The 26750-nt window shown below is 64.1% G+C and carries 23 protein-coding genes and 1 tRNA gene; 11 read left to right on the top strand and 13 right to left on the bottom strand.

The annotated features are described in order from the left end of the window. Positions 1-674 precede the first annotated feature (674 nt). Positions 675-1745 (bottom strand): LytTR family DNA-binding domain-containing protein, encoded by a 1071-nt coding sequence (locus AAC134_RS09510; RefSeq protein ID WP_339948849.1) that lies wholly within the window; start codon positions 1743-1745, stop codon positions 675-677. A gap of 145 nt (positions 1746-1890) precedes the next feature. On the opposite strand from AAC134_RS09510, the gene recJ reads away from it, so the two are divergent. From recJ to AAC134_RS09495, 3 genes are all read left to right on the top strand, one after another. Beyond that, the gene (gene recJ / locus AAC134_RS09505) at positions 1891-3639 is read left to right on the top strand and encodes a single-stranded-DNA-specific exonuclease RecJ (protein WP_339948848.1); all 1749 of its coding nucleotides are present in this window, start codon (positions 1891-1893) and stop codon (positions 3637-3639) included. A 183-nt stretch (positions 3640-3822) separates the two neighbouring features. Further along, positions 3823-3898: transfer RNA gene (locus tag AAC134_RS09500), tRNA-Glu, on the top strand. A 151-nt stretch (positions 3899-4049) separates the two neighbouring features. Then, a complete protein-coding gene (locus AAC134_RS09495) occupies positions 4050-5777 on the top strand; it encodes a DUF6538 domain-containing protein (RefSeq protein WP_339948847.1) in 1728 nt (575 codons plus the stop codon). 47 nt (positions 5778-5824) lie between these two features. Here AAC134_RS09495 and AAC134_RS09490 read toward each other — a convergent pair whose 3' ends face one another. The 5 genes from AAC134_RS09490 to AAC134_RS09470 all read right to left on the bottom strand — a co-directional run bounded on the left by AAC134_RS09490 (position 5825) and on the right by AAC134_RS09470 (position 14765). After that, positions 5825-6550, bottom strand: a complete 726-nt coding sequence (locus AAC134_RS09490; RefSeq protein ID WP_339948846.1) for a SprT family zinc-dependent metalloprotease — start codon at positions 6548-6550, stop codon at positions 5825-5827. Continuing rightward, the gene (locus AAC134_RS09485; protein WP_339948845.1) at positions 6547-9840 is read right to left on the bottom strand and encodes a type I restriction endonuclease subunit R; all 3294 of its coding nucleotides are present in this window, start codon (positions 9838-9840) and stop codon (positions 6547-6549) included. The genes AAC134_RS09490 and AAC134_RS09485 overlap by 4 nt, the downstream gene beginning before the upstream one ends. A 246-nt stretch (positions 9841-10086) precedes the next feature. Next, positions 10087-11361 (bottom strand): restriction endonuclease subunit S, encoded by a 1275-nt coding sequence (locus tag AAC134_RS09480; RefSeq protein WP_339948844.1) that lies wholly within the window; start codon positions 11359-11361, stop codon positions 10087-10089. Beyond that, a complete protein-coding gene (locus AAC134_RS09475; protein WP_339948843.1) occupies positions 11358-12863 on the bottom strand; it encodes a type I restriction-modification system subunit M in 1506 nt (501 codons plus the stop codon). Before AAC134_RS09475 ends, AAC134_RS09480 begins: the two co-directional genes overlap by 4 nt. 105 nt (positions 12864-12968) lie before the next feature. Beyond that, positions 12969-14765, bottom strand: coding sequence for a serine protease (locus tag AAC134_RS09470; protein ID WP_339948842.1), 1797 nt, complete (start codon positions 14763-14765; stop codon positions 12969-12971). A gap of 155 nt (positions 14766-14920) precedes the next feature. Between AAC134_RS09470 and AAC134_RS09465 the strand changes: the two genes are divergently transcribed. Next, entirely contained in the window at positions 14921-15469 is a 549-nt protein-coding gene (locus AAC134_RS09465; RefSeq protein WP_339948841.1) for a hypothetical protein, read from the top strand. Positions 15470-15561: 92 nt separating this feature from the next. Here AAC134_RS09465 and AAC134_RS09460 read toward each other — a convergent pair whose 3' ends face one another. From AAC134_RS09460 to AAC134_RS09450, 3 genes are all read right to left on the bottom strand, one after another. Then, positions 15562-16263, bottom strand: coding sequence for a hypothetical protein (locus AAC134_RS09460; RefSeq protein WP_339948840.1), 702 nt, complete (start codon positions 16261-16263; stop codon positions 15562-15564). A 296-nt stretch (positions 16264-16559) separates the two neighbouring features. Continuing rightward, positions 16560-17261 carry a hypothetical protein gene (locus AAC134_RS09455; protein WP_339948839.1) on the bottom strand — a complete coding sequence of 234 codons (702 nt, stop codon included), beginning with the start codon at positions 17259-17261 and terminating at the stop codon, positions 16560-16562. 641 nt (positions 17262-17902) lie between these two features. Then, the gene (locus tag AAC134_RS09450; RefSeq protein WP_339948838.1) at positions 17903-18349 is read right to left on the bottom strand and encodes a helix-turn-helix transcriptional regulator; all 447 of its coding nucleotides are present in this window, start codon (positions 18347-18349) and stop codon (positions 17903-17905) included. Between the two features lie 105 nt (positions 18350-18454). Between AAC134_RS09450 and AAC134_RS09445 the strand changes: the two genes are divergently transcribed. The 3 genes from AAC134_RS09445 to AAC134_RS09435 all read left to right on the top strand — a co-directional run bounded on the left by AAC134_RS09445 (position 18455) and on the right by AAC134_RS09435 (position 20482). Continuing rightward, positions 18455-18682, top strand: a complete 228-nt coding sequence (locus AAC134_RS09445; protein ID WP_339948837.1) for a helix-turn-helix transcriptional regulator — start codon at positions 18455-18457, stop codon at positions 18680-18682. After that, positions 18679-19059 carry a hypothetical protein gene (locus AAC134_RS09440; RefSeq protein WP_339948836.1) on the top strand — a complete coding sequence of 127 codons (381 nt, stop codon included), beginning with the start codon at positions 18679-18681 and terminating at the stop codon, positions 19057-19059. The genes AAC134_RS09445 and AAC134_RS09440 overlap by 4 nt, the downstream gene beginning before the upstream one ends. 184 nt (positions 19060-19243) lie before the next feature. Continuing rightward, positions 19244-20482 carry a hypothetical protein gene (locus AAC134_RS09435; RefSeq protein ID WP_339948835.1) on the top strand — a complete coding sequence of 413 codons (1239 nt, stop codon included), beginning with the start codon at positions 19244-19246 and terminating at the stop codon, positions 20480-20482. 14 nt (positions 20483-20496) lie between these two features. On the opposite strand, the gene AAC134_RS09430 is transcribed toward AAC134_RS09435, so the two are convergent. Then, positions 20497-21066 (bottom strand): recombinase family protein, encoded by a 570-nt coding sequence (locus AAC134_RS09430; protein ID WP_339948834.1) that lies wholly within the window; start codon positions 21064-21066, stop codon positions 20497-20499. 317 nt (positions 21067-21383) lie between these two features. Here AAC134_RS09430 and AAC134_RS09425 point away from each other — a divergent pair, with 317 nt between their 5' ends. Further along, entirely contained in the window at positions 21384-22172 is a 789-nt protein-coding gene (locus AAC134_RS09425; RefSeq protein WP_339948833.1) for a hypothetical protein, read from the top strand. 51 nt (positions 22173-22223) lie between these two features. Here the strand turns inward: AAC134_RS09425 and AAC134_RS09420 are convergent, their stop codons facing one another. From AAC134_RS09420 to AAC134_RS09410, 3 genes are all read right to left on the bottom strand, one after another. Then, a complete protein-coding gene (locus AAC134_RS09420; RefSeq protein ID WP_339948832.1) occupies positions 22224-22676 on the bottom strand; it encodes a DUF488 domain-containing protein in 453 nt (150 codons plus the stop codon). Positions 22677-23311: 635 nt separating this feature from the next. Next, positions 23312-23992: a hypothetical protein gene (locus tag AAC134_RS09415; protein ID WP_339948831.1), complete on the bottom strand. Its 681-nt coding sequence runs from the start codon at positions 23990-23992 to the stop codon at positions 23312-23314. A 59-nt stretch (positions 23993-24051) separates the two neighbouring features. Then, the gene (locus AAC134_RS09410) at positions 24052-24273 is read right to left on the bottom strand and encodes a DUF2188 domain-containing protein (RefSeq protein ID WP_339948830.1); all 222 of its coding nucleotides are present in this window, start codon (positions 24271-24273) and stop codon (positions 24052-24054) included. Between the two features lie 105 nt (positions 24274-24378). Between AAC134_RS09410 and AAC134_RS09405 the strand changes: the two genes are divergently transcribed. The 3 genes from AAC134_RS09405 (at position 24379) to AAC134_RS09395 (ending at position 26734) form a co-directional block, all read left to right on the top strand. Beyond that, the gene (locus tag AAC134_RS09405) at positions 24379-25458 is read left to right on the top strand and encodes an XRE family transcriptional regulator (RefSeq protein ID WP_339948829.1); all 1080 of its coding nucleotides are present in this window, start codon (positions 24379-24381) and stop codon (positions 25456-25458) included. After that, positions 25455-25970: a type II toxin-antitoxin system VapC family toxin gene (locus AAC134_RS09400; RefSeq protein WP_339948828.1), complete on the top strand. Its 516-nt coding sequence runs from the start codon at positions 25455-25457 to the stop codon at positions 25968-25970. Before AAC134_RS09405 ends, AAC134_RS09400 begins: the two co-directional genes overlap by 4 nt. A 137-nt stretch (positions 25971-26107) precedes the next feature. Beyond that, complete coding sequence (locus tag AAC134_RS09395; RefSeq protein WP_339948827.1) at positions 26108-26734, top strand: hypothetical protein; 627 nt, start codon at positions 26108-26110, stop codon at positions 26732-26734. The last annotated feature ends 16 nt before the right edge of the window (positions 26735-26750 follow it).

The following is a 26750-nucleotide window of genomic DNA, read 5'->3' as shown; positions in this document are numbered from 1 at the left end:
GAGGGAATCGGCGCATGGCGCGCGCGCGGCGCCGAGGGCTCCGGCCGGGCGCGGGCGATCGCGCCCCCGTCGCGCCCCCTCCGCTCGCGCACTCGCTCCCCCTTTCGCGAACGGGGCGGCCCCGCCTGCGCGCCCGACGCGCCCGTTCGCGAACCGCGAACGGAGTTTCGCGAGCCGAGTCAGCACCTTGGCGCATCCGCTCGCCCGCTCGCGCATTTCATCTTTCGGGCCGCAGCGGGACGGGCTTTTCTGGTTCGGCAGACGGCGCAAGTCGGATGCGCCGCCCCATGCCCCGGGGCGGGAGCGTGCGGTCCGGGAGCGTGTGTGGCGCCCGGACCGCCCGCCAGACGCCCCGACACGGCGCGGCGTCCGGCGGAGCCTGGCATGGCTTTCCGTGGGCGCCGCGTTCGTATGAGGCGCCGAGTGTGGAGCGTAGAGCGTAAGACGATGTCGCATCGCGTAGCGATCAGGTGCGAAGACCCCAGACGACCAAAGCCGGGCGACCTGCGTCGCCCGGCTTGATTCCTTTCAGATTCCCCTGCGCGCAGCGCCAAGCGACAGGGGACCGATCCGCCCGCGGTTCGGAGCAGGTCGGCAGGCGTGGGGACGCCCGCCCGGCCTGGCGGAGCGGCCGGTCGGTCGGGTCGGCGGTGGGGATCGCCGGCCCGGCCGGCTCAGCCGGTCGCGTCGCGATCCGCGGCGCCGAGGAAGCGGGGCGCATCCTCCTCCAGCCAGCCCGCGGCGCGAAGCGCCTGCATGCGGGTGCGGCTGACCGGAATGCGCTCGCCGCTGGTCAGGACCAGGGTGGCGCGGTCGCCCTCCGGCTCGACCGCGCGCAGCGCCCGCCGGGCCACCCAGTGCGAGCGGTGGACCTTCAGTCCCTCCTCCGGCGCCGTCTCGGCGATCGCGTCCGAGAGGCGCATCAGCAGCATCTCCTCGCCATGCTCGGTGGCGACGCCGACATAGTGGTCGTTCATCGACAGGCGCAGCAGCGCGCCGCGCTTGCGGTGGGGCAGGCGGCGCAGGATCGCGGGGGTCTCGCGGCGGGCCGGCGTGGCGAAGGCGATGACGCCCTCGGCCTCGGGACCCTCGGTGGGCGCCTGCGGACGGGCCGAGGCGGGCGGGGCCGGAGGCATGGGGGCCGGATCGCCCGCCATGGGGGTCTGATCGTTCGCGGGGATCGGTTCGGGGCGCGCGGGGCGGGGCGCCTGCGTCGCCACCCGCGCCAGGGCCGCGGGTGAAGGCGCGGCCGCGGGACGCACGGGCGCGACGGCGACCGGCTGCGCGAGATCCTCGCCCGTCACCGCGCCAAAGCCCAGCGGCTGGCCCAGCGCCAGCCGGGTCTTGACGACGATCACGACCGCGAGCAGGGCGCACAGCGGCGCGGCCAGCGCCGCCTCGGCAAGGCCGAAGGGCCGTTGCATCAGCGAGGCGTGCGCCGGGGCCAGCAGCAGCGCCAGAGCTGGCGTGGCCAGCGCCGCCCCGACCGCGAGGCTCGCCAGCGGCCGCGGACCCAGCCGCGCCTCGGCCACGCAGACCGCGAAGGTGGTGGCCACCCACGCGCCGGCCATCGCCGCGCCCCAGAAGGCGGCCCGGCCGGCGGGGCCGAAGATCTCGCCCGTCCCCGCCGGGCCGATCGCCGCGAACAGCGCCGCCGTCAGGAAGCAGACCACCCACAGGCGGGGGCTCGTCAGCCCCTCGCGCCAGCTCCGCATCGCGTCTTCGAACCAGGTCGTCTCACGCATGGCGTCCCCACCCCTTCGATTGTCGTCCAAAGGTCTCGTCGTCTTCTTAATCTCTGGTTCATTTTCGAACAAGCGAGCGGTTGCGTCCCCACGCCCCCAAACGAGGGATTCCCTCGGGAGCGTGGCCCGGATATCCCTCTGCCCCATGGACGCCTTCCTGAACGTGGAGCGCTCCGCCCTTGGCCGCCGCTGGGTCGGGCCGGGCGCGGAGACCGAACGCCTCGGCCTCGCCATCGCCCAGCGCCTCGGCGCGCCGGAGATGGTGGGCCGGGTGCTGGCCGCGCGCGGCGTCGCGCCCGAAGCGGCGGCGGCCTATCTCGCCCCCACCCTGCGCGAGCTGATGCCCGACCCCTCGGTGCTGCGCGACATGGATCTTGCCGCCGACCGGCTGGCCCGCGCGGCCCGGACGGGCGAGACGGTGGGGCTGTTTGGCGACTACGACGTGGACGGCGCGGCCTCCTGCGCGCTGCTGGTGCGCTGGCTGCGGGCGATGGGGATCGCGGCGAAGGTCCATATCCCCGACCGGATGACCGAGGGCTACGGCCCCAACGTGCCGGCCATGCAGGCGCTGGCGGCCGAGTGCAGCCTGATCCTGTGCCTCGACTGCGGCACGCTGGCCCATGAGCCCATCGCCGCGGCGGTCGAGGCCGGGGCCGAGGTGCTGGTGATCGACCACCACCTGGGCGGCGACACCCTGCCCCCGGCGCTCGCGGTGGTGAACCCCAACCGCCAGGACGAGAGCGGCGAGCACGGGGCGCTGTGCGCCGCCGGGGTCGCCTTCCTGCTGCTGGTGGCGGCCAACCGCACGCTGCGGGCGCAGGGGGTGGCGGGGCCCGACCTGATGGGCCTGCTGGACCTGGTGGCGCTGGCGACCGTGGCGGACGTGGCGCCGCTGACCGGGCTGAACCGGGCGCTGGTGCGCCAGGGGCTGAAGGTGATGGCGCGGCGCGGTCGGCCGGGGCTGGCGGCGCTGGCCGACGCCGCGCGGCTGACCTGCGCGCCGGCGGCCTATCACCTGGGCTACGTGCTCGGGCCCCGGATCAACGCCGCCGGGCGGGTGGGCGCCTCCAGCCTCGGGACCCGGCTGCTGGCCACCGACGACCTCTCCGAGGCGCAGGCGCTGGCCGAGCGCCTGGAGGATCTCAACAAGTCCCGCCGCGAGGTCGAGGCCGGGGTGCTCGACGCGGCCCTGATGCAGGCCGAGGCGCGCGGCGTCGACGGCCCCCTGGTCTGGGTCGCGGGCGAGGGCTGGCACCCCGGCGTCGCCGGCATCGTCGCCTCGCGCCTGAAGGAGCGGTTCGACCGTCCCGCGGTGGTGATCGCGCTGGCCGGGGCGCAGGGCTCGGGCTCCTGCCGCTCGGTGCCGGGCGTGGACATCGGGGCCGACGTGGCGGCGCTGGCGGCCGAGGGGCTGATCCTGAAGGGCGGCGGTCACCGCATGGCCGCCGGCCTGACGCTCCGCACCGACGGGCTCGAGGCCGCCATGGCCCGCCTGTCCGAGCGGCTCGGCCGCCAGGGCGCGGGCCAGAGCGGCGCGCAGGACCTGCGCCTCGACGGCGCCCTTTCGCCCGGCGGCGCCACGCCTGACCTCGTCGAGATGCTGGAGGCCGCCGGCCCCTACGGCGCCGCCTCGCCCGCGCCGCGCTTCGCGCTGGCCGGCGTTCGGGCGGGCTTTGCCAAGCCGATGGGCGAGGGTCACCTGCGGTTGCGGCTGCAGGGGGCGGGCGGCTCGATCGACGCGGTGGCCTTCCGGGTGGCCGACACGCCGCTCTACGCCGCCCTGGCCCAGAGCGCGGGCACCGTCCTGCACGTGGCCGGCCGGCTCGAGACCGACGACTGGGGCGGCCGCCGCCGCGCCCGCCTGCGGATCGAGGACGCGGCGCTGGCGCGTTGAGCGGCCCTCCTGCGGCGACGCGGCCCGAGCCCGTCGCCCCGCAGGAGCCCCGGCGCGCGGCCTGCGAACGGCTCTCCCCTGCGCCGCCGCCCGGGTTTCGAGCGCAGCGGCGAAATCTCCCGCCTTTCCGGACGCTCCCGCCTCTTGCCATCCCTCCGCGCCGCCATTACAGACGCCCCCGGAGCGCCCTTCGTCTAGCGGTCTAGGACGCCGCCCTTTCACGGCGGAAACACGGGTTCGAGTCCCGTAGGGCGTACCACCTCCACCTGACAGAGTCAGAATGTCCAATTCAGCAAGGGAATTGCTGGAAAACATGGACTTAAGAGGAGGGACTGCGATACGCACTGTGATACAAACTGAGATACACGGTGTGATACGCGGGACGTTCGGTGGCACGAGCCGACTACCTCATGAAGCGCGGAAAGCGCTGGTATTTCCATCGCCGGGTGCCCGGTGATCTCAAAGACGTCTTGTCTCGTGAGTTCTGGCGAGAATCGCTGAACACCGACAGCGAGGCCGAAGCGGGCGTCCGGGTTGTCCCCCACATCCAGCGGACGAATGATCAGATCGCCCAGGCGAGGCAGGGAACGCTCCGGCGTCTCAAGGACGACCTAATCGACGAACTTTCGATGCAATGGGCCGCGCACTACGCCGAGGTCGCCGAGGAACTGATGGTCGCGGAGGTGTTCCCCCACCTTCAGGTCGGCGATGTATCCCCCTTTTCGAGCGCCGAAAGGTATGGCGAGGAACCCAAGATTGCGGTGCTGAAGAATCGCGGCCACCTCGCGTCGGAGGTCCGGCGGTGGCTGTCGAGCTACCGAGAAGAGGTGCGGGCCGAAGGAGCCGATTGGGAGAAGCTGCTCGACGCGTGTCACACGATTTGGGCAATCAAGCACGGAAACTTCTCGCAAAACTACAACGTGGAGGCGTTGCGAGTGCCGGGACTCAAGCCCGGCGAGCCCCTTACACTCGACAAGATCGAAGAACTAGCGAAGGCCAAGCATCTCCCCGCCGCGGCGGCAACGCTGGGAACCGCCTTCAAGCTCTACTTGGAAGAGAAGGCTTCCCCGGGTCGATCCAGGCCCATCTCGGACCGGACCAAACAGGAGTGGAACACCGCCCTGCGCCGCTTTTGCGAGGTGAACGGGGACTTGGAGGTCGAGCGCATCCAGCGAACGCATGTCATCGCTTTCCGCGATGCCCTCCGCAGGCTTCCGGGTCGGCCTCCCCGAGCTATCGGACAGAAGAAAGTCCAAGCCCAGATCGCTTGGGCCGAGCACAACGACCATGGCCGCCTTTCCGACACCACGGTCGCCAAGCAGATCACTGCAATCAGCACTGTTCTCGAATTCACCTACCGAGAGACCGATCTGATCGTTCGACGGTCCGAGTGGGAAAACCCGTGCACGGGTATCGCCGGAGGGTTTGATCGGGGTCAGCAGGCGACCAGAAAGCCTTTCACCGATCAGCAAATCAGAACGCTCTTCGACCCGGCGACCTATGCGTCTCGGCATGAAACCGACTTCTGGCTGCCACTGTTGCTCTACTTCACCGGAGCCCGGCTGACTGAAATCGCCCAGCTTCTGACTGCGGATGTGATTGCCGAAGGGGCGACGCCGCATCTGCGGATCACGCTCGACAATCAGCGCCTGATCACCGAGCGATTTGGGCCACGCGCTGAGAAGAGGCTCAAGAACAGGTATTCCGAGCGCTTGGTGCCGCTTCATGACGACCTGATCGAGATCGGCATTTTGGACTACGCATCAAAAGTCCGGCGGTCCGGCGAGTTGTTCCTTTTCCCGGACTTGGACCATGATAGCGGAGAGGTGCGGGCAAGGAACCTGTCCCGACGAGTTCTCAGAAAGCTTCGGCGGCTCGATCAGATTGATGAGGGCGCGCAGGTGCTCCACAGCTTCCGGCACTACTTTAAGATGAAGTCGCTGGAGGTTGGGGGCGCGGAGGGCGTCACCAAGTTGGTGATGGGGCACGATGTGAAAGACGATGTCTCGATCTCACACTACGCCCGTCACCTCCAGCATGCGGTCGACGAGTCGAAGCGTTTGATCATCGATAAGATTCCGCTGCAGGGTCTGGATGTCGGCGGTCTGAGGGCAATCGGCCAGAAGCTCAATCCGTAGGTGTTGGGCGTCGGGTCAGCCCGCAGCCGAGGGATGAGGCTTGGCTATCAACCGTTCAGCACCTCGACCTTGGCATCGAGCCGAGCCTTGATCTCGCGCCAGTCAGGCATGGCACCGTCCAGAAGGCGAGTGAACTCCGCGCCATGGTTGTGGTGCTTCAGGTGAGCGAGTTCATGGACCAGCACGTAGTCGATGGCGTCCCTGGGGGCTTTCACCAGGTTCGGATTCAGCACGATCCGGCCGTCAGGGGCGCAGTTGCCCCATTGCCGGGCCATCTCGCGGAGTTCGAACTGAGGCGGTTCAGAGACCCAGGGCAGGGTCTTGGAGAGCGCCTCGATCCTCTTGCGGAAGTAGCTGCGCGCCCGGGCGAAGCGCCAGAGACGGACCAGCGTCTGGACCGCGGTCGGGTTCGGATCGAGCAGGCGCACCTCCAGACGGTTCGCGACAAGCTTGGCCCCACCGGGGGACGCCGGGTCCACGATGACCTTCAGGACATAGCGGCGACCGAGGTGGAGGACCTGCTCGCCCGAGACGTATTCGCGGGGCGAGACATGCCGGAACCGGGCGCGGGCGTCTGCGACATGGGTGACGATCCAGCGGGCGCGGCGGCGAACGGCCTGATCGATCCTGTCCTCTGGCTCGCCTGGAGGAGCGTCGACCTGCACCGAGCCGTCGGGGTCCACATGGATGGCGATCCGGCTGGTGCGACCGGGGACCTCGTGGATCGTGTAGGGAACCCGCTCGTCGCCGTAGGTGAGAATGCCGGTCTTCATGCGGAGCCTGAGCCAAGCGAGCCCGCCCGGACGACCTCGACGATCCGGTCCAGAACCTTGTTGGCCGGGTCGAGCCCACCGAGGAGACGGAACAGGCGGGGGAGCAGGGCTTTGCGGATGGCGGCCTCGATGGCGGCGGGGCTGAGGGCGTTGGCGGCGATAGCGTCTTCCACCACTTGGTCGATGTGCAGGGCTTCCGCAGTCATCGCCTCCTCGCCCAGCGCCGCCTTTGTGGGTTCGTCGAGGTCCATCAGCAGGACGCCGAAGAGTGCCTGCGCCATCCGGTTGCCCTCCAACGCCGAGGGCATGCCCGGGGTGCGCCGGTTGCGGACCTGCTCTTCGAGGTCCTTGAACAGGGTGTATTGCTTGCCGGGATGGTCGAACAAGGCCTCGGCCTCGCGGATCGCCTGACGCAGGAGTTCGGAGAACACCTTTCGGGCGTAGGGATCGTCCAGCAGGTCCTGCTCGATGGTCTTGCGGACGCGGGTCTTGATCAGGTCGGCCTCGGTGCGGGTCTTCTCTTCCGACCAGGTCGCCGGGTCGTCGGACTGACCGAGATCGCCGAGGTTGATGAAGCCATCGGGGTCCTTGATCTGCTTGCCGATGACCTGTTGGTCGACCATGCGCCTGATCTGACCCTCGTAGACCGAGAAGTCGACCTCCTCCTGCGCATCTCTCCGGGCCTGAACCCGAAGCTCGGTGAAGAACTTGAGGTCCTGCTTGTAGGTTCGGATGAGGGCTTCGGAGAACGCGCCGTCCTCGAAGAACGAGCGGGAGGAGAGGGCCAGCTTCAGGCACATCCCGAAGGCGGTGAGGGCCGCATAGAAATCCTCCCGGACCTTCTGGTTCTGGTCGTAGGACCTGCCCGCCTCGTCCTCTCCCAGCACCGGCATGAGCACCCGTCGGAACTGTTCTCGGTCCTTCCGGTTCTTCACACCCCGGAAGATCGCCCACAGCGCGTCATGCAGGCCAGGCAAGCGTTTGTATTCGGTCGAGACGTTGGCGATGGTCCCGGCGAGATCGTCGATGTCGAAGCCCGCCTGGGTCTGCTCGGCCAGGTCCTGATAATCCCGGATCGAAGTGTCGAGTTCGGCCAGAATCCCACGGTAATCGATCAGGTAGCCCCGCTGCTTCTCCTCGTGCAGCCGGTTCACCCGGGCGATGGCCTGCAGCAGGTTGTGACCCTTCAGGTTCTTGTCGATGTAGAGCACGGCGTTGCGAGGCTCGTCGAAGCCGGTCAGCAGCTTGTCCACGACGATCAGGATGTCCGGCGGTCCGTCGGTGCCGAAATCCTCGATCACCTTGGCCTCGTAGGCTTCGGGGTCGGCCCCGACATTGGCCTTCCACCACGCCTGAACCTCAGGGGACTTGGCCTCGTCCGCCTCCTCATGCCCCTCGCGTGTGTCTGGGGCCGAGATCACCACGGCGCTGGTCACCATCCCGGTCGCGTCCAACGCCCGCTTGTAGCGGATGGCTGAGAGCTTGCTGTCCGTGGCCAACTGCGCCTTCAGGCCGAGGTCCAGCTTGGCGAAGTTCTCCCGGAAGTGCTCGGCTATGTCCCACGCGATCAAGTCGATGCGGTTGACCGCGCCATAGACCTGCCCGCGAGTGGCGAACTTGCGCTTCAGATCGGCCTTCTGGTCGTCGCTCAGCCCCTGCGTGATCTTGTCGAACCATGCGTCTATCGCCGCCTCGTTGATGTCGACCAGCGGCTTGCGTTCCTCGTAGACCAGCGGGGTGACCGCGCCGTCCTCGACCGCCCGCTGCATGGTGTAGGCGTGCAGGATCGGACCGAACTTGTTGCGGGTCTTGTCCTCCTTCAGCAGCGGGGTGCCGGTGAAGGCCACGAAGGCGGCGTTGGGCAGGGCCTTGCGCATCCGCTCATGCGCCTCGCCCCCCTGCGAGCGATGGCCCTCGTCGACCAGCACAACGATCTCGTCGGAGTCGTTCCGACACTCCGGCAGCTTGGTCGCCGAGTTGAACTTCTGCAGCAGCGTGAAGATGATCCGTTCCGACCCCGAGCCGATCCGCTGCGCCAGATCGCGCCCCGAGTCCGCCTTGGCCCGCTCCCCCTCCTTCTTCGTCGCCACGGCCGAGCCGAAGGCCCCGCCGGACATGAAGGTTCCGGCCAACTGCTTCTCCAGGTCGATCCGGTCGGTCACCACGATGACCCGGCAGTTCGCCAGCCCCTCGTCCAGCAGCAAGGCCTTGCACAACAGCACCATCAGGTTGGACTTTCCCGACCCGGTGGTGTGCCAGATCACCCCGCCCTCGCGAGCCCCGTCCAGACCCCGGCCCGCCAGCCGCGCCAGCATCGCCTTCACCCCGAACGCCTGCTGGTAGCGGGCGGCCATCTTCCCGGCCTTGGCGTCGTAGAAGATGAAGAACCGGGCGAATTCCAGCAGCCGGTCGGGACGCAGGAGGCCGACGAGGGTCTCGTCCTGCTCCGTCGCCAGCACAGGGCCTGCGTGGAGCGCTTCGTAGCGGTCGAGCGCCCATCGGGGGCGGTCGGCGAAGAGGGCGGCCTTCTGCGGCGCTGACAGCGGGGTGGAGCGGATCGCCTGTATCTCCGCCGCGCCGATCCCCTCTTCCCGCCACAGCGACCAGAATTTCTTCGGGGTGCCGGTGGTCCCGTAGCGGGCCTCGCTGCCGGAGATCGAGAGCAGAAGCTGGGCGTAGACGTAGAGGTCCTGAATGCCGTCGCCCAACTGGTTGCGCAGGTGCTGGCTTATGCCCTGCTGGACCATCGCCTCGCTGCGGGACGCGCCGGTGGGGCGCTTGGCCTCGATCACCGCCAGCGGGATGCCGTTGACCAGACAGACGATGTCCGGGCGGTATCGGCGCGTGCCGTCCGTGCGCAGGACGCTGAATTCCTCGGTCACATGGAATGTGTTGGCCGAGACGTCCTTCCAGTCGATCAGCGGCACGGTCACCGCATGGCGCTGGCCCTCGACGAACTCGGTCACCGTGATGCCGAAGCTCAGGTGGCGATAGACCTCCTGACTGGCCGGGACCAGCCCGGCGGAGAGCCCGGGCGAGGAGATCGTCCGCAGCACCTGGTCGATCCCCGCGGGCGAGAGGGCGCGACGTTCCCCCTTCCACTCGAACCGATGCCGGGCGAGACGCTCCCTCAGCACATCCTCCAGCAGCACCGAACGGTCGGAGCCGCGACGGGCGAGGCACTCGGCCGGGCCCAGATAGGTCCAGCCCATGGCCATCAGCACATGCAGGGCGGGGAGTTTTGCTGCGGCCTCCTCGCGGGTGTCGGGTGTGGCGGGGCCGTCAGGCATGGGGCCGGGCCTTGGCGGAAAGCTTGGAACCGGGCGCGAGGCTCGGGTAGACTGGCCGCGGATTGGGAATGACCCGGTCGGCGTCTGGGCCCTGGAAAACCGGGGCCCTTTCGTTTGTCTGAAACATCTTCAATGCCCGAACGCCCGCCCCCGAGGCCCGGCCCCGCCGCGAGCGCCCCCTCCCCTCTATCGCTTGCCTGAACAGGAGACGCGGCGAGGGGGCGGAATGCAACGGGATTTCGGAGGTCAGACCCGGACCCGGCGCTTGCCGGTCAGGAGTTGCTGCATCAGGGCGGATTTCTCGGTGCGGAGCTTTTCGATGTCAGCCGCCAGACGAGCGATATCCGCTTCGGCATCCGCGAGCACTTCAGCGACCCGAGGCTGCTCGTCTGGGCTGGGCAGCCTGAACACGGCTCCCTCGATCCCGTCCAGCGTCAGGCCGAACCGGATCGCGCCATTGGCCCGGGTGCCGAAGTAGTGCCGGACCCGCGGAAGCTCGAAATAGAACTTGAGGAACCGGCCGTCGGTGCCGCGCTTCGGGCGGATGATTGCGAGATGATAGCCGCAGACCAGGTCGTCGGCGGTCTCGGCCACATAGGTCGGCATGGCGATGTCGTCGGCGGTTTCCGAGTCCTTCGTGATGATCACGTCGCCGCGGCGGAGACCGAACCGTTTGATCTGCGCCGGGGTGGCGGTCGCCTCCATGAAGGTCTGGGAGGGATCAATCGTCTCGCGCTTGTAGACGTCGGTGTAGTTACACAGGCGCACGGGTCGTTCGGACGGGTCGGACTTCTTGTCGACGTTGGAGACGATCACCGAGGCGATCTCCCCCAGCCGCACCTCCCGCCACGGCTGCCCCTCGAACTCCGGGAAGCGGCGCTTACCGGTGAGGAGGGTTTGCATGAGGGCGCGTTTCTGGGTCTTGGCGGCGGCCAGCAGCGCCTCGGTCGTCTCGATGGCCCGGTCCCAGGTCGAGAGGATTTCCGCGATCTTCCGTTGCTCGGGGAGCGGGGGGAGGTGGAAGTCCCACTTCAGCCACCGGTCCGTCTTGAAGATCATCTTCTCGACGTGGACGCCAATGCTGGAATGGAAGCAGGTCTGCTGAAAATAGATCGAGTGCGCGAGGTAGCTCAGGAAGCGGAGATCGAGCCCACCGTTCGAGGTCAGCACCGCATACTCGTTCGACACGACAGAACCGTCGAGATGGTCGGGAACCAGCCCGCACGCGCCATGGACGATCTGACGTTTGGAAATCAGGAAGTCGTTCGGACGAATGTAGAACTGGGAGGTCACGGCGACCTCGTCACCTCGAAGCACTTCCCGCTCCACCACGCCGCCACGGGCGCGCTTGACCGTGACCAGCCGGTATTCCTGGTCGGGGGCGAGGCGAACCGGTCGTCGGGTCTCGATGAGGAATCGGCCGAGCGGAGCCTTCATCCAGCCATCGGGCAACTTGCCCAGCTTCGGCACGCCGGGCTGAACGGTCGGAGGGAAGGCCGACGCCTTGGAAACGGCGTTCATACGTAGCCAAGCTCCCGCAGAAACCCGTCCATGCGGTCTTCCAGATCGGCAAGCTCGGCGCGCAGGCGGGTGCGCTCGGCCCGGACCGCCATCAGGTCGATCTCCGCCTCCTCCTCGAAGGTGTCCACATAGCGAGGGATGTTGAGGTTGAAGTCGTTGGCCTCGATCTCCGCCCGCGTCGCGCGGAAGGCGTATTTTTCGATGGTCTCGCGGGCCTCCACCGCCGCGGCGATGCGGGCGACCTGCGCCTCGCCCAGGCGGTTCTGGTTGGTCCCCTCCTCGTAGTCGCGGCTGGCGTCGACGAAGAGCACGTCCTCGTCCGTCCTGCGCTTGCGGAACACCAGGATGGCGGCGGGGATGCCGGTGCCGAAGAACAGTTTTTCGGGCAGGCCGATCACCGTCTCCAGCAGGTTCTCCTCGATCAGCTTGCGCCTGATCTTGCCCTCGGCGGCCCCGCGGAACAGGACGCCGTGGGGGACCACTACCGCCATGCGACCGGTGCGGGGCTTCAGCGTCTCGATCATGTGCAGGATGAAGGCGTAGTCGCCCTTGGTCTTCGGCGGCAGGCCCCGGCGGAAGCGGCCGAAGCGGTCCTTCTCGGCGCTCTCGACGCCCCATTTCTCCAGGGAGAAGGGGGGATTGGCGACCACCACGTCGAAATGGCGGAGATGATCCTCGGAGGTCCGCAGCTTGGGGTTCCGGATGGTGTCGCCCCATTCGACCTGATGGTTCTCCTCGCCATGGAGGAACAGGTTCATCTTCGCCAGCGCCCAGGTGGAGCCGATGGCCTCCTGTCCGAACAGGGAGTAGCGGCGCTTGCCCGTGCGCTCGCGGATCAGGCGTCCGCATTTCATCAGCAGGGAGGCGGAGCCGCAGGTGGGGTCGCAAATCTCGTCGCCCTCCTGCGGGTCGACGAGGCGGGCGATCAGATCGGAGACCTCGGCAGGGGTGTAGAACTCTCCGGCCTTCTTGCCCGCGGAGGCGGCGAAGCGGGAGATCAGGTATTCGTAGGCCCCGCCGATGATGTCCAGTTGGCCGACGCGGGAGGGGCGCAGGTCGAGCGCGGGCTTGGCGAAATCCTCCAGCAGGTGGCGGAGGATGTCGTTCTTCTGCTCCTCGTCGCCCAGCTTGTTCGAGTTGAAGCTGATGTCCTGGAACACGTCCCGGAGCTTGGCGATGTTGGCTTCCTCGATGGCGTGGAGGGCCTTGTCGATCCGCTCGCCGTTGCCGGGTTCGTGACGGCGCTTGTGAAGGGCGTCGAAGGCGGCCCCGGCGGGGAGGACGAACGCCTCCTGCTGCATGAGGGCGTCGATCAGGTCGGGGTGGTCGCCATGCTCGTCCTCGTAGCGGGCGCGATGGTCCTTCCACACGTCCGAGAGGTATTTCAGGAACAGCAGGGTGAGGACGTAGTCCTTGTAGATCGAAGGATCGACCACGCCCCGGAAGGTGTCGCAGGCCCCCCAGGCGGCCTTGTTGATCTGGTCCTGAGTGATCGGATTCATTGTTGTTTTCGCCCCCGTTCGGTTGGCGGGGACGATCTCAGACAGGGGGCCCGGAGGCAACGGCGAGCGCAGTCGCGGCGCGTGCCCCGGCAATAGGGGAACGGCTCACCGACACTCGATCAACGCGGTGAAGGTGCTGGCGGCTTCGGCCAGATCGGAGGGCGACCGGGGGTCAGCGGACATCTCGATGTCGAAGTCCACCATGTTCCGGGACAGGAACGCCTTGGCGAGTTCGCCCCGGATCGCGAAGTTCACATTCTGCGGCAGGTCCCCGGAGACCTGAGCAACCACCAGCGCGTCCAGCTTGGCCACGACGACGCCGACTACCGCCCCTTGAGCGTCCAGCAGGGGGCCGCCGGAGTTCCCGGGTTGGACCTCGGCGCTGATCTGGATGACGTTGCGGTCTCCCCGGAACCCGGACAGGCTGCTGACAACCCCGCGGGTCACGTTCAGACCGCCGAGCAGCCCGTGCAGGGGGTATCCCAGCGCGGTCACATCGGCGTTCAGCCGTGCGGGACGAGGCGCGAACCTGGCGGTTCTGGGAGGGCTGGAGCCATCTCGGGTCTGGAGCAGCGCGAGGTCCAGATCATCGTCCCAGGCGACGAGCGTCGCCGGGGCGTCGGCCACCGTGATCCGGTTGCAGGATTCGACGACGTGGCGGTTGGTCAGCACGTGGCCCTGACGGGTGACGAAGAACCCCGTGCCGGTGGATGCGGTGACCGGGCCCTCGGTCGAGGTCTGCGGTTGCGGGGATCGGCGCGGGGAGACGGAGGCCGAGGCCACCGTGGGTGCGTTCGGGTCCAGAACCACGCCGGGGATGGTCTCGAAGTCGTTGAACATGGCGGTCGCGATGGGTCCGTAGGTGAGGGACGCATCGTTGTTCCACTGGAGGACGAACCCCTTGGCGGCACCGTGTTCGAGCCTGACATAGGCGTAGAGGGACTCGGCGAAGCCGCTCTTGGACACCACGAACCAGTCATCTCGGAGGGGCTTGTAGACCTCCTCCTGACCGGCGATGTCCCCGGCGATCTCAAGCGTGGTGTCGTAGAGCGACGCCAGCGATGCAGGGCCGCCCTGCATGCTCAGCAGCATCATGAACGCCTGATCGTCTCGCGACTCGTAGGGAACCAGAACCCCGTCCTGGGACCCGCGTTGAAACAGGTTTTCGGCGATGCCCACGCGGATGCCGGTCTCGTAATCGTCGACCACGCGGTAGCCGGCCCGCTGGTGCGCGGCGAGACGTCGAGCTTCCAGTTCGGCGATCTGGGGGTCGGTGAGGTAACCGGACGGGGGCTCGCCGACCCGGCGCTGGAAGCCCATGATGGCCTCGCGGGTCAGTCGGCCGAAGTCTCCATCGATCTTGCCCCGGTAGTCGCCTGACCAGATCAGCGCGTTCTGAACGCCCATCCGGGTGCGTTCGGACCAAGTGGACTCGCGTTTGACCGCGTCGACGAGGGCTGCGTCGGTGGGGGCGGAGCCGCTGCTCCAAACTGCTCGAAGATAGGTGCGTCCATCGGTGACGAAACTGTCCCCGGGCACCGTCCCGCCTGACCTGAACCGAGCCAGCGCCGCGTCCGGATCGGATGTTCCGGATGGGCCGAGCACGATGGCATACCATCCTGACGTGGTCGCATAGACCCGGACATCGGGATGCACCGATGCGAACGCCATCGCTCGGGCGGTCGCCGAGCGGATATCGGGCTCGCTGGCTATCTGCACCCACTCGGCGGCCTGCGACCGTGCAGTGAACCCCGAGGCGACCACGGCGGCGGCGAGCAGGATCGACGAGGCCCGCAACAACATCCTTGGCATGATCAACTCCCCCCGAATCCCGATCATGCTGATGAACACCCGCCGCGCAATCAAGACAATTGAGGCGACTTGGCCCTCGATCAGTCGCAACGCGAGCGACCGTTGACGGAGACCGCGCATCTCCGGACACACGACGGTGCGATGCGAATTCCAGCTTGATGAAGCTCGAAAAACAGTCGGTGATTCCACTGGTCAATACTTGAACCACGGAATGTTCCCCCATCTACCAGCGCCGGAGGTGGGTGATGCTGGTGATTTCTGTTCTCTTAGCTGCCGGTGGTTTCTGGTCCGGCCTGATCGGTCGCGGATGGTGGGCGACCGTGATCTCTCGGGCGCTTTGGCTGTGTTTGGGTCCGTTCTTGGCGTGGTCGGTCGTGACCATGGCCGGCGTGCTGGTCTCCACCGCGGCACCCGCGCTCCCCGAGATCATACCCGACCACCCTGAGGTGGCGGTGCTGGCGCTAACCGCGTTTCCGCTGATCGGGCTCGGCATGGGGGTGGCGGCGCGGCACCGCCGTTCTCACCGCCGCTTGGCCGGTCTGACCGACGTCACCGCCCAGACCTTCATGATGGAGATCGACAAGCTGGCCGTCCTCCCCGGGCTGGCCAACCACTGGTGGCTGGAGACCCACTGGTCCACGTGGACGCCGCAGCAGAAGCGAGCGTGGGTCTCGCGCCGAATGACCTCCCTCCGCGCCCTCCACCGGGAGAGCGCCGGGATGGGCTTCTCTCGCCTTGGAGGCCGGGCTGCGGATCGTCTCAACCTGATGGATCACCCCTGGGAGCGGGGGTGATAGACTCTGACATTCAAGGCAGAACCCGCGCCGGGCACCGTCGTCTCTCGACCGCGACACCCGCAGCCGCGCCGACCCCGCAGGATGATATTTTATACCACCTCGAACGCCTCGGGCAGGACCACGATCTCGCTGAACCGAGCATAGGCGGCACCGATCTGGTCCTTTCGGACGTGGGCCGTGACCACGTTCCCACAGGCCCCGGCCACCTCTGGATCGAGGCTCCAGCTAAGACCCGCCGCGACCCTCGCGGGATCGTCGTGGTATGATCCGCGGAATACGTCGAACCGGTCCGGCAGGTCGTTGTAGAATTCGAGGTCAGAGCCGTCCGGGTCCTCAATGATAAGCCGCTCCAACGGCACCACACCTCCGGCACGAAGCAGGTTCAGTCGTCGCTGCGACAACTGCCGATGCGCTCCCAGCGACACCTCGTCGGGCACCCGGAAGAACGAGCCGAACCCTTCATCATGCTCTTGCCATGCGATCCGATAGATCGACGCGAACCGGACCGGATCGATGTGGGTGCCGAATTCCTCATACAGTCGGGACAGGGGAAATACCGTGAGAGGAAAGTCGACGCCGCGATGGTTCAGGATCAACGAGGTGTCGATTTCTAGCTGCAACCGTTCGATGCCGTCGCTCGGCAGAAACAACCGACGAACACCTTCGGCAAGATTTGTGTCGAAAGACCAAGTCATCGCCACGCCCGCAGCCTGCTGAATAGCGGCCTTCGTTGCGCGTTCAACCTTCGGCGACATGTATTCGAGATGGTATTCTTCCAGAACGATTGCCATGTCCGTTGTCGTCAATCCTCGTTCCGCCCGGTCCCGTGACCGTCCATAGCTTGCCTGAGATGTTCTGGACATCCTGCGGCATCCCTCTGCTTTCTGAAGACTATCTTGCCTGTGGGAGCCGGTAGTGATCGCGGCTCCAATGGCCGAGACGTTGGGGGAGGGCGAGGGGATGCCACTGAACCATCACCGCAGGGCCGGCGAGGCATCGTGACCATGTTTCTCCGGCAACAAGAGAGGCCCGGGGCAGGCGGTTGCTTCAACCAGCATCGATCCCCGGGCCTTCGAGGGCAATCAGGTCAGGCGACCTCGAACGTCTCCGGCAGCACCACGATCTCCTCGAACCTCCGGAAGGCGGCAGCGATCTCACCCTTCCAGACCCGAGCCTTGACCACGTTTCCGTAGCTCGCTGCGATCTCCGGATCGAGCGTCCACCCGAGCCCGGCTGCGATCCGGGCGGGATCATCATGGTGAGCGCCCCGGAATACCTCGAACCGGTTGGGCAACCCTTTGTAAAACGCGGCCTCGCTGCCGTCGGGGTCTCTTAGGATAAGGTCCTCCAGCGGCACGAGCCCTCCCGCGCACAACAGGTTCAGTTTCGTCCACGACATCTTCCGATGGTCTTCGACGGAAACGGTATCCGGAACTCGAAAGTCGGGATCGAAATCCTCCACATACTCCTGCCACGCCATCCGATAGATGGATGCGAAGCGGACCGGGTCGAGGTGATCACCGAACTTCTCGTGCAGTTGGAACAGCGGCAGCACCGTGAGGGGAAAGGCGTCACCCAGTTGTGAGGTGATCAAATCGGTGTCCAACTGAAGCTGTCGCTGTTCGATGCCGTCACTCGGCAAGAACATGCGCCGAAAGCCCTCGGCCAACCGCGTGTCGAGGCTCCAATCCAGAGCCATATGCATCGCCTCACGGCGTAGTTTCTGATCCTCATCGCTAGCATTGCCTAGATCGTAGTCGAACTCATATTCATTGATAACGAAATCCATTTCGTTGGCTCCTTTCTGCCGGTTTCGGTATATTTAGCAGCAGGGTCATACAAGCGGCGGATGTTTGTAGGTCGCCCAGCCTGAGCATGACTGGCATCCGCACAACCACATGCATGGGGGGCACGAGTCCAAGTTCGTCTTAATGTAAGTAAGCGTATGTCGCTCTCAGATTCCTGAATTGGTTTCTTGACAGTGCGCTGCGCCCAAAGAGTTAAAGTCAGTCCGGCCGGTGATGTTCGTCATAAATAGGAGAAGCAGAAGGAGTATTAGGATGGATTGTTCTCGCAGAACCATTCGAGGGATCGACAGCGATGCCTGGGCGATGCTGAAGGAGGTCCGCTCGATATCTCGAACGCAGACCGGCGCTCTGGTGAGCGAGGCCCTGCGGGTATGGTATAATTCGCTGCCCGCGGAAGATGCGGATGATCCGGCTGATGCCCCACAATAGGCGCGTAGGGTGCCGCGGCACGAGGTGATTCCACCCCGGAGAGAATCACCTGAGAAAGTGCATGCTTTTCCCGCTGCCGAATCAGCAGTTGTGGAACGAGCATCGCGGTTGGGCTGGGGGGCTGAAACCTGATCGCAGGTCGGCCGATGATCGGGGAAATCGGCATCCCTTGCGCGGCGAGAGCTTGGGCTTTTTAGGGCTTCAGGGATGCGGAGACGTAGCCCAAGTGCTGGTCGGATGAGAACTCGGCATCGGCCGAGGGGTCGGCCTGCAACCGGGCGATCTCGCGCCGGTATACTTCCACCACGAGGTCCGCGACCTTCTCGGGAGACGGCTTCACCCGCAGGGCTCTGGCGGTCTCCAGCACCAGCCGGACGGAACCATGCATCCGGTTCTGGTCGACAATGCCGGGCATGGCGGTGAGTTGACCCTCGAACAGGTCCTCGACCCGCACCTGATAGAGCCGGGCCAGCGCCTCCACCCGATCCGCAGATACCCCGGACACCGCGGTTTCCATTCGAGAGAGGGATGCGGTGGAAATGCCCAGGTGCCGGGCCGCCTCATCCAGCGACAACCCTGATCGCTCCCTTGCCTTGCGCAGGGTCGCGGCGATCCGGGGTCTGGCGGGTGTTTCGGTCATGAGAGTCGAATTGCATAAAATGTAATCCCTCGCCAGCCCCTCCGGCACCGGACATTGCCCTGCATCGGCTTGACGAATCGTTACGAAAACCGCAATTCGCAACTCATGAAGCTTGGCGATTGGTTGCGAACGAATGGGATGACGGCGGTGCGGTTCGCCGAGGAAGTCGGCACCACGCCGGCCACCATTTCCCGCGTCGTGAACGGTCAGGTGGTGCCGCGACGGGCGTTGATGGCGGCGATCATCGAAGCCACCGACAGACAGGTCACCGCGGGCGACCTTGTCGGGATCGGGCCCGCGCCAGGCGAGCGTGATCGAGGGGGGAAGGCGTGACGGACGCATCGGAAGACGAGAAACCCGCCGGCTGCGTGCAGGGCTGTTTCGCAATCATCGTGCTGTTGATGACCGGAGGATCGCTGCTGGTTCTGGTCTGGCTGCTGTTCGGTGGGATCGTCACCGGGCTGATTAACTTCGTGGTATATCCTGGGTATGAATCCTGCCAGACGCAGGTCCGTGCCGGTCTGAGAGAACCCAGTTCGGGAGAATTCTCGTGGCCTCCCATCACCAGGGAGCACCGCACCGATCCTAACCGCTGGGCCTACGCGTTCGAGGTCAGCGCCCGGAACGGGTTCGGCGGTCGGAATACCCGGACCATGACCTGTGAGATCGATGACACCGGCGAGACCATGCAGGTGCATGTGCAGTGGTGATCGGTGCAGCGGTGCCCTCCCTAAGGAAACTGAAATAATACCAAATATATACCCGCTAATCGCGATGGTATATAAAATATACCCTGAAATCTCAATCGAGCCATCAAGATCAAGGGGTGAAACATGCTAACCAGAGACCTACATACCCGAGCCTCAATGCGACTTCTAAGGTATGAGGTTTCCGATGACCAACCATGCAACCGATCAGGTTATATTTTCTCGCCGGCAGCTAGCCATTGGGCAATGTCGAAAACGGGCAACTAACGGACGGATTGACCGAGCATTTGACTCAAAGAGTCCATTTTCGGAGAAATACGCCCGGCTCATCGGGTCTGACCACGAGGGCATTCTTCAGCATGTGTATCTCAAGAGTGAATTGGAAACATTCGAACGCATTCTCACTGCGCTCCAGCGTGAACCGGGTCATCACGGGGCTCAAGAACTAAACGAGATATTCAATAGGAGACCGGGGCCATCGGGTTACCAGAGCTTTCTCTGCCCGGTTGCACGCTTCGCCTACGGATGGGATATCTTTTCCGGTGCGCTGCGCTACTTCTTCGGTGAGGTCTTTAATCAACTCATGTTCTTAACAGTGGTTATGGACTTTGCTCCGGACCTAGAAACCCTCACCGAGAAAATCGAACAAGCCCGAAAGCAGATGGTGGACATTGGAAAGGGCATGGGCCGCAAGAAGCGCGGTGTCGTCATGTTCGGTGCGTTCGAACCAGACCTCCGAACCGGCAAGGACTTCGCCGAAAGAAGCGACCTCCGACACGCTGTCAAAGACCTCGGCTGGACCGTCGATGAAGCTGGCGGATGGGTGCTCAGCGGGCACTTCGTCGTTCGGGCTGTTGACGTCGACCTGTTCCGAAAGCTCGTTCGCACCAGTTACCCATCGAAGACTATGAGGCGGGTCAAGTTCAAACCATTCGACAAAAAACTCAGCGTTGGCGACAACCTCACCAACATGGTCCGGTATATCCTGAAGACCAACAAGGCATTTGATACGTTTTCCAAGGCGACACCCAAGCGCCTAAACCGTCTGCTCGATGAGCATCTAGCCAAGCCCCTCATCGCCGCTGGGGTTGCCAAAGATTCGATACCCGAAGGGATTGATCCAGACCATGCAGTTCGTCAGTTGGCGATCTTCCTGCACAATGCCGGATTCGATAAATTGATGTTCTCCTACGAGTCCGGGCATGCCCAACGATGGTATAACCAGCAGGAAACATTGATGTTTCTAGAGGATGGGCATCTTGAGGAGATGCACGGTTACTGTAAGATCGAGGTGCACCGAGATGACGGGGTGTCCGGGAAGAAGCCTCGACGCCGGGCGCGTGCCCTAACGCCAGCATCTTCAGACATGCCAATTTCGGAACGTGTCTGTGTTGGGCCGGCGGTGGGCTACCGGATCGCAGGCTAGCCGACGGATGGTCATCACCCCGCCGGGGCCACATCCCGGCGGGCGGGACAGTGACGGTAGAGGGTGGCCACGGAAACCCCCAAGACGGTCGCGACCTCGGTGGCCGGACGCCCATCCTCCAGCAGGCTCCGTGCCGCGGCGATCTTCTCGCCGGTCATCTTCACGGGCCGACCCCCTACCCGTCCTCGTTTCCTCGCAGCGTCCAGACCGACCCGAGTTCGCTCCCGGATCAGGTCCCGTTCGAACTCTGCGATGGCCCCGAAGATATGGAACACCAGTTTCCCGCCCGGGGTGCTGGTGTCGATCTCTTCGGTCAGGCTCTTCAGCCCAACTCGTCTGTGGTTAAGATCGGCGACCAGCCCGGTCAGGTGCTGCAGGGATCGCGCCACCCGGTCCAGCTTGAGCGAGACCAGCACATCCCCAGGGCGGGCATAGGCCAGAGCTTCCAGAAGAACCGGACGATCATCGCGGGCACCCGATGCCACCTCCGAGAAGATTCTCTCGCATCCCGCCCGGTGGAGGGCGTCAAGTTGGCCATCGAGAGACTGGTCCCTAGTCGACACACGGGCATAACCAATCAGCATTTTGGTCCTCTCGATTCTTGAAACTCATCTGAACTTACCGGGATCAGCGTTGGGTTTTAAGAGAGGATATTGAGACTGGTTCTGATCAGTGATTTGGTGTGTCGGTCGGGACCCGATTTGATTATCGAAAACGACCATTTCTGAGCGACTTTGACTTGATCGAGCCCCGATCCGCTCCACATTGATTTATGCACCGGCTCGGGGCCTATGACTTTGCGTCCGATAGGATTGGATCGGGTCATAGGTGGACTGCAGCCAACCCGAGCCGGTCGTAACCCAGCGCCCACCCCGGACCTATTCTCGCCCTGGTCGCGGCCATGGACTGGCGCGACCAGATGGGCCGGCTTCATCTGGTTGAACCTACTCGATCAGGCTGCAGCATTCCGATGCGGAAATCCCAGACCGACCTCACCCTGAACCGTCTCGGTGACGGTCTCCGAACCGCGTTCCAGTGGGTGGTCGAACGGAACCGTGCCGGAGAGGTCAACGATCTAGCTGACGCATGGGCCGGGATCGCCTCGGGCGGCGTGAACGGACTCCGGCTGATGTCGCCGCCCCGGGTGGATCGGATGGAGCCGTTTCTGCCCTTCATCAAGGCCCACCGGATCAGGGCCGAGAACTTCTACGTTGGTCGATCCGGGATGGGTGGAGGTCCACCGGTTGATCTGCTCCTCCAGGTCTGGCTGGACACCGAGGATGGGGTCGGGGGTTTCGGGGTGCCCATGATCATTCGGGAAATCCCGAGTTTCGGACCCATGCCCGAACCGCTCTGGGTGGAACTGCACGACACTTGCCGGAAGCTCAGCGTGGCGTCCCCGGCGACCAAGCTGGTGATGGTCGCGGCCGAGGAGGACTTCGACTGGGGTGAGAAGGCACTCGAACGACGGCACCAGGTGATCGTCTGGAGCGCTCACTGGTTCGCCGGTCTCCGCCACCCGCCGCGGCCAGCGTTTGGCCTCACCTTGGGGAATTTCCGCATCGACCTGGCGTCGGGCTGGATCGGCGACCCCTTGCTTTCAGGCAGGCCGCCATCGCCGGTGCTCGACGAGTTGTTGTCGAATTACCATGTGGGAAACTTGGTGCGCATTCACATCGAGTCCACTTAAGTAGCCTGGGGTGGGAACCCAACAGTGACTCGTGTTTGTGGGCTGATATTGCTACAGGTGCTTCACGAGTAAAGAGTTCCCCCACTTTTGGTTTAGGTATTCGACCACAAGTCGCCGATGGCAATGATGAGGCGTCGCCTCTGAGCAGAGCAAGCATGCCCCATCTAGCATATCGGGTTGAAACTTTGTTTCGATCCCGCGAGACTCCATCAGCGCAATAAATTTCCGCTCGTAGACTCGCCAGTCACCTTTGTCGCGCTTAAATGCTTTCAGTATGTCATCAGTGGGCGCTAGTATTGGCTTATGAACATACCCAATTTCCCCGATCTCCTTGAGAAAATAGGAGAGATCGGCAGCCTTGGCGAAGCCAGATAGCTGGGAGGTGTTATTGAGTCGAACATCGATTAGTGTTTTGATCCCGGCCTTCTTAAGGCGTTCAAAAAAATGTTGTGCCGTGGATTTTGTGAATCCAATTGTTGCGACTTGTGGCGGCATTTGCGACATTCGGATGTTTCCCTTGATCTCTTGTGACCCGCTCAATTTTCTGAAAACGCGGCTTTGCGCGATTGCTTCCGATACGCTATCTTGATCCTTTCATTCTCGCTTGAAAACATGTCGACTTCTGATAGCCCTGAAATCGCGAGAAGCTTGGACTCTACGTCGCTCTGTCTGATGGAGTTGCCACTTGGTAGCAGGTGTCTCGTATCAATGCGCAGTCTCTTGAGGTGCCGCCCAACTAACAGGCAGCGATGGCAGTCGAGCGGGTGGCCTTCTGAACACATCATCGCAATTCGAAATCGTTCTGCGCCTCGCAATAGTCTAGAGATTCCAGAAAGAAAGGTCTCAGTCTGAGCCATCTTTTCATAGTCCGCGATTCCATCAGTATATAGCTGGCGTGCGGCGGGGCGACCGCCAAGCTCAGTCCCAAGGAACACGTATGCAATTCCATCGCCGGAAAGTGCGTTGGACAGGTTGCTTTGGGAAAAATGCGGTTGGTGTCGCGAGTATGGCGTTGAGCGAACATCGGCAATTGCCGTGACTCCCTCGGATTTTAAGCGCCTGGCGAAGGTGGAGTATTCGAGTGTTGAGTGGCCAATGCTCAATAAATCATGCATGTTGATCGGACGCTGCTTGGTGTTTCATGGGATTACTGAGGCGATCAGCTTGTAGGCGAACCCCTGATAGGCGTCTCCCAGACTCACGCATAGCATAGCATGGCCGATGTTAAACTGTCCGTCGGGAAGGGCGAGGTATTGCGCTTCAATGATGGGGTCAGTGATCGAAAGCAAGTGCGGCGTGCCATTGTGACTGAACCTGCCTCGAACTCGACGCTTGCCGTTGCCGAATTCGGCACCCTCGACCCTAGTTGTTATCTGAAGATCATTGACTGCGATTAGACGTAGGGAGCCAGCGTTCACATCTGCGCAGTCTTCACTAACTCGGTCATTTTGGCCGCTGTAACTAGAAGACCCATTGCTCCAAAGCGGCAAGTGTTGGCCGTCTATCGCGGCAAGAGCGTCGTCGCGCGAGCCGCGGCGTTCGAGCGTCCAATAATAGCCGTCATCAATGAGATGGTTTTCGCGCTGGTAGGCGTGCGGTCTCGGTTCCTGCATAGGGATTTTTACTATGTCTAGAAGGCTTGGTTCCGATCCATTTTGAAACCGTCGCTCATCTAGAGAAACCTCTCCAGTGGCTCTCGCGCTAACTGGCCGAATCCACTCACCAAGTCCGTAATCGTTGATGGTGCGTCCGGCCACACAGCGGCCGCTGGTTTTGCGTGAGCTTGCGAGGCAGATAATCGTGACGGTGTAATTATACATTTTTAGCTCCGAACTTCAGGCTGAATAATGCTGTAACTCGTTTGGTTTGGGCTGGTCGGCTATCCCTTCGGCGGAAACGGGTCCATCCCATAGGTGTTCCGCTCGCGAATGCGGCCGTTCTCTCCATGGATCAGCATCTCGCTGCGTTCCCGGATCGCGGTCTCCCGTGCAGCCGAAATGGCCTCGACCTGGGTGGCGTGGATCGATGAGGCGCGGGCGTTTCCCTCGCCTTTCACCGCCCATCCCTTCTCGTGAGGCACGACATGCTGGTTCTTTCCCATCGGGTTGCTCCTGCCTTGATTCCTTGACCTCGGGAACAATCTGATGTTGATGGATACATCAAGTGTCGGCGTTCATCAACCGTGCGCACATACCGGGAGGCCACCATGTTCGGACAGAGGCTGAGGCTGGCCCGGAAGCGGGCCGGTCTCTCCATGCAGGCGCTTTCTCAGCGGATGTCCCCGCCGGTGACCGCGCAGGCGATCAGCAAGTATGAAGCTGACCGGATGATGCCGTCCTCGGCGGTGCTGGTCGGACTGGGCAAGGCGCTGGGCGTGTCGCTGGACTTCCTCATGGGCGGCCAGGTTGAGGCGCTGGAGAGCGTCGAATGGCGCAAGAACTCGACCGCATCGGCGCAGGATCGAGCCATGGCCGAGGCCATGGTGATCGAGAAGCTGGAAGCCTATCTCGCCGTCGAGGATATCCTGGAGCTTCAGCCGCCGCCTGATCCGTTCGAGGCGCTTCGGATCGACCAATTGGCTGATGAGGTGGAAATCGACGCTCAGGCCCGGAATCTCCGAAAGGTCTGGAAGCTTGGCATCGACCCGATCCCCAGCATGACCGCGTTGCTGGAGGACAAAGGGCTGAAGGTGATCGAGGTGCCATTGCCCGAGCGGATCAATGGCCTCGCCTGCCATGTCGAACGCAACGAGCGACCGCCCACCGAGGTCATCGTGGTGTCCCGCGACACCAACGTGGAACGGAAGCGCTTCAACCTGGCCCACGAGCTTGCCCATCGGATCATTTGCGACACCGGGAATCCCTCGCTGAAGAAGGAGCCCGCGATGAACCGGTTCGCCGGGGCTTTCCTGGTGCCGACCGAGCATCTGCTTGAGGAAGCCGGGTCGCATCCGCGAAGCGTGCCGTGGATCGAGGTCATGCGCCTGAAGCGCACCTACGGGGTCTCGGCCGCCGCCATGCTGGTGCGGCTGGGGCAGGTCGGAATCCTGTCAAAGACCTCGGTCGAGTATGCGTTCAAGACTTATGCGCGCGACTGGCGTCGAACCGAGCCCGAGCCCATTGGTCCCGGCGAAGGGTTCGGGGCATTCGAAATACCCCAGCGGTTCGAGCGGCTGGTCTGGCGGGCGCTGGGCGAGCAGGTGATCTCGCCGGTCCGGGCCGCCCAGATGCTGGGTCGTCCGCTGAACCGAGTCGAGGAGGACATCAGGGGGCCGCGCGAGCCGTGACCTGCGTGGTGGTCAACGACGCTTCCTGCCTGATTGACCTCCGGAAGGGGCGGTTGCTGCACGTGCTGCTGCGACTCCCCTGCAGCTTCGTGGTGCCGTTGCCGATCCGCGAGGAGGAGCTTCTGGACTTCACCGACCAGGAGTGGCGGATGCTCGAAGACGGCGGCATGTCCACCTACGATCTCCCTCCCGAGGAGGTCGCCGAGGCGTTCGCGGTGAAACGCCAGCATGGCCGCCTGTCCGCGAACGACTGCTTCGCCCTGGTCGCCACCGCCCACCATGCCGATGGTGTTCTTCTGACCGGCGACGGCACCCTCCGGAAGGTGGCCGCAAGCCGGGACGTTCGAGTTCACGGGGTGCTGTGGGTGGTCGACCAACTGCATGCGGGAGGCTTCTGCGAGCCCGAACTCCTGATCGCCGCCCTGACGACATGGCGGGACGATCCAGCGGTTTTTCTCCCCCTGGTTCAGATCGAGCAACGACTTCGAGGGCTGACGGCAGGCCATCGCTGATGTCATGTGTCGAACCGGCATGCCGGTTAACATGTCAGCCCAAACATGTTCGAAAATCTTGGTTTCGTTAACATGAGAGGGGTCTTCATTCGCTGGCCGCATCCGGCCTCGCGGCACCCACACATGGGAATTCCAAAATGGCGACCCTTCACGAAGGCGATTTTTCTCTAGAAATCAGGCACCGAGAATTCGAGCATGGGTGGGTCTACTACGACATCTGGCCGAGGTGGCGGGGCGAGCCGATCCTGAACGATGCGATCCTGAAGCGGCACAACACCCATTGGGCCAAGCGCGGCGTCGGGGCGATCAACGCGTGCGAGTATCGGGAGTGCGAGGTGCTGCCTCTTTTGAGGCGGGTGCTGGAGGCCAACCAGCCCGACTACTGGACGGCGACCGATCCCGACATCACGCTGGCGCTCTACCCGGACCGCGGTTTCCCGTTCCTCCCGCCGAAATCGAGGGTGGTCTATGAAGCGCCGCACATCATCGCGGAACGAGAAGCGCGGGACCGCAAGCGGTTGGAGACAGGGCCGCTCCCCGATGATCTGATCGAGATGATCCTGTTCGTGGACGTCTACAACTTCTCCGGCGCAGGCGCATACTACGGCAGCGGCACATGCTTCCGGTTCACGCCCCTGCGAGAGGAACTGCAGAAGTTCTACGACGATCTCAGGGCGGAATACGTCTTGTTCCGAGAGACGTGGAACGTTCAGGCGCTGAACGAGGAGGAGTATGGGGAGCCCTTGGAGGAGCCCTGGTTCTGAGGAGATTTCGCTCCCG

It is taken from the genome of uncultured Albimonas sp., assembly GCF_963977235.1.
GTDB lineage: Bacteria > Pseudomonadota > Alphaproteobacteria > Rhodobacterales > Rhodobacteraceae > Albimonas.
The sequence above is the reverse complement of the archived record's forward strand: the minus strand, read 5'-3'. Positions and strand labels throughout refer to the sequence as shown.